At 38.0% G+C, this 968-nt stretch carries 2 pseudogenes; both read left to right on the top strand.

From position 1 onward, the window contains the following. Positions 1-364 (top strand): annotated as a pseudogene (locus HMPREF3263_RS10445) (hypothetical protein); the annotation flags it as partial. A 91-nt stretch (positions 365-455) separates the two neighbouring features. Beyond that, a pseudogene (locus HMPREF3263_RS10440) lies at positions 456-968 on the top strand (hypothetical protein); the annotation flags it as partial.

The raw sequence follows: 968 nt of genomic DNA, 5'->3' as shown, positions 1-968 counted from the left end.
CCTTTCCAAACGTCGTGTTACTGCGCTTTTCGGCGTATATCCGAGTCCAAGTTCTGAACACAATGCCCAAATCCTACGTGCTATTCGCGCCTATCTCACGGAAGACAATCCTGAATTTTTAAAGTATGTAGGCAGAGATTTTAAAAACTTCGGCTTAAAATTTAACATTGCTTTATGTAATGCCTTTGCACTGCGCGTGCCGTTTAGCCGTAAAAAAGCCGACCGAGCCATTGACCTAGCGCTTGCCGAATGGAATAAGAAAACCCCGAATCAAAAACAAGGCTGGTTCAACGAACGCCGCGCAACACAAAAACTCATCAATGAACGTCATTTGCGGGAAGAGTTGGATAACGAAGTAAAATAACCAATTTAAAACAAAGTGCGGTAAAATTTTTCAACGTTTTAAAACGCTTAGAAAATCAACCGCACTTTTATTTGAGATAAATAAAGAAAACATGGCAGAACAAGAAAACAAAGACTGGCTAGATAAACTCGGGGAGTTTTTCAGTAGGATTTTTATTAATCCAAACAAAGACATTGCCTATTCTATTCGTAAACGAGGCGATAATGAGATCGAGATTCGAGATTCCATTTTTGATGGTTATGCTCGTGGATTTATTCGTTTTGTTTTAATTGGCATGACACTCATTAATGTATTTCATGGTTCATCTGGCATTCCATTTTATAGCCAATATCTCGAGGCAAAAAGTGATTATGAATGGGCTTTCAATCCTGATAAGCCTGCAATGGCACAATATCTGAATTATAAAGAAATGGCAGATCGTCATTATAAAATAGCACAAGAAGAAAATAATCCATTCATAGATCCACCAATGAGCTATGAAGAGTATAAACAAGGCATCCTTTCTAAATCACCATTAAAAGATTTTATTCTTGATATCATTTTAATTCCCTTTGTGGTTTTTGCCTTTTTCCTTCCCCGCCCACGTGGTTTTCGTGTCAACCGC

It is taken from the genome of Haemophilus sp. HMSC61B11 (genome assembly GCF_001838615.1).
GTDB classification, from domain to species: domain Bacteria; phylum Pseudomonadota; class Gammaproteobacteria; order Enterobacterales; family Pasteurellaceae; genus Haemophilus_D; species Haemophilus_D parainfluenzae_AD.
This window is presented reverse-complemented; position numbering and strand designations above follow the sequence as displayed.